This window comes from Fulvivirga imtechensis AK7, assembly GCF_000331535.1.
Taxonomy (GTDB): domain Bacteria; phylum Bacteroidota; class Bacteroidia; order Cytophagales; family Cyclobacteriaceae; genus Fulvivirga; species Fulvivirga imtechensis.
Window position 1 is genome coordinate 1 of record NZ_AMZN01000038.1, and the last position, 1,858, is coordinate 1,858.

The 1,858-nt window shown below is 43.2% G+C and carries 1 protein-coding gene; it reads left to right on the forward strand.

What is annotated here, in order from left to right:
- Positions 1–1,858: non-ribosomal peptide synthetase (locus C900_RS11020; RefSeq protein ID WP_040496550.1), on the forward strand; the 1,858-nt coding region annotated here is incomplete at both ends.

A 1,858-nucleotide genomic window follows, 5' to 3' on the forward strand; every position in this document is an offset into this window, starting at 1 on the left:
TGTCAGAGGTGAAGGAGAAGACGTTGAATTGTTTTGAGAACCAGGCTTACCAGTATGAAGAGCTGATAGAGGAGCTGAGCCTACCGAGAGATACCAGCCGCAATCCTTTGTTCGATGTGATGTTTTCCTATATCAACATCGATCGGGAGGAGCTGATGATCCCCGGGCTGACGCTTCATGCCCATAATAGTGGTCATGACATCACCAAATTTGACCTTACCCTTGTAGCAGGCGAGTCGGAAGAAGGTTTATTATATGTCAGCATTGGGTATTCCACGGACCTGTTCAGCGCGGCAACGATAGACAGGTTCATTACCTATTTTGAGCGGATAGTAGAAGCAGTAACTACTGATTTTGATCAGAAGCTGTCAGAGATTGATATTTTATCCTTTGAAGAGAGAAAAATATTACTACATCAATACAATGATACTACAGCAGATTATTCTATTTCAGAAACCATCGTTGAATTATTTGAAGCACAGGTAGCTGAGAATCCAGATCATCCAAGTCTGGTATTTGAGGGAACTATCTTCAGTTATTCGCAACTTAATGGTAAGGCCAACTTTCTTGCCCGAAAGCTGCTTGAGAGAGGTATAGAACCTCATCATACAGTTCCACTAGTAATGTCCAGAGGGATAGAATATGTAGTTTCCTTTTTAGCAATCCGTAAGATCGGAGCATGTTGTGCTCCCATCAGCATCTACTGGCCCGCAGCACGGCTGAAAGAGGTTCTTAATGGGTTGGATGCACCTGTAGTGCTGGTCAACCAAGGGGGCTTCAGTTCTCTCGCGGAGTCAGAGATAAAATCTGAACTATTCCTTGTGAATCATTTAGAGGTAGGGTCAAGCCCAGACAACCTTGGAAGTTTAGTCGATCCCGACTCACTCATGGTGATGTTTCATACTTCAGGTACTACAGGTAGACCTAAGGGGGTACTCTTAACGGAGAGAGGGATATACAATCGCTTCATGTGGATGAACGATTATTTTGGACAGGCTTCGTCTCGCTCAGTGTTAAGGACCACCAAGCATATATTTGACAGCTCACTTTGGCAGCTATTCTGGCCATTAATCAATGGAGGAAAAACAATTATTCCTTCAGAAGATAAACCCTTGGATTTGGAATATTTTTCTGAGCTTTTAAATGCTCATGAGGTTACAATGACTGACTTTGTGCCCTCTTTATTCAATGATTTAGTGAGAGAGCTCGAGAGTAGTACTTCTCAGGGGACATTTGTTAGTCTGTTTGACATTGTGATAGGAGGTGAGGCTATCTCGGTAAGTACTGTTAATAAATTCCGAAAACTATGTCCAAATATACGATTGACCAATCTCTACGGACCTACCGAGGCCAGTATAGGATGTATTTATTATCCGATAGAAGGCAGTAGCTATAGAATTATTCCTATTGGCAAGTCTATTTCAAATATGAATGCCTATATTCTGGACAAAAATGGAAAGTTATGTGCTCCTGGAGTCTCCGGAGAATTATGTCTTGGAGGGGTGGGTCTGGCAAAAGGATATTTTAAACTTCCTGAGCTAACCTCAGATAAGTTCATACCGAACCCATTCAAGCCTGGGGAAAAGGTATATAAGACGGGAGACCTGGCACGTTGGTTGCCAGACGGTAATATCGAGTACCTTGGCAGAATAGACCACCAGGTGAAGATCCGTGGTTTCCGTATAGAGTTAGGAGAGATAGAGAGCCATCTCACTTCACATGAGGCTATCAGGGAAGCAGTGGTGCTGGCTAAAGAAAGGGAAGGAGACAAGTACCTTGTGGGGTATTATGTGTCCAAAGAAGCGCTTTCATCTTCAGAGCTGAGGGATCATTTATCCAAGCACCTTCCGGAATACAT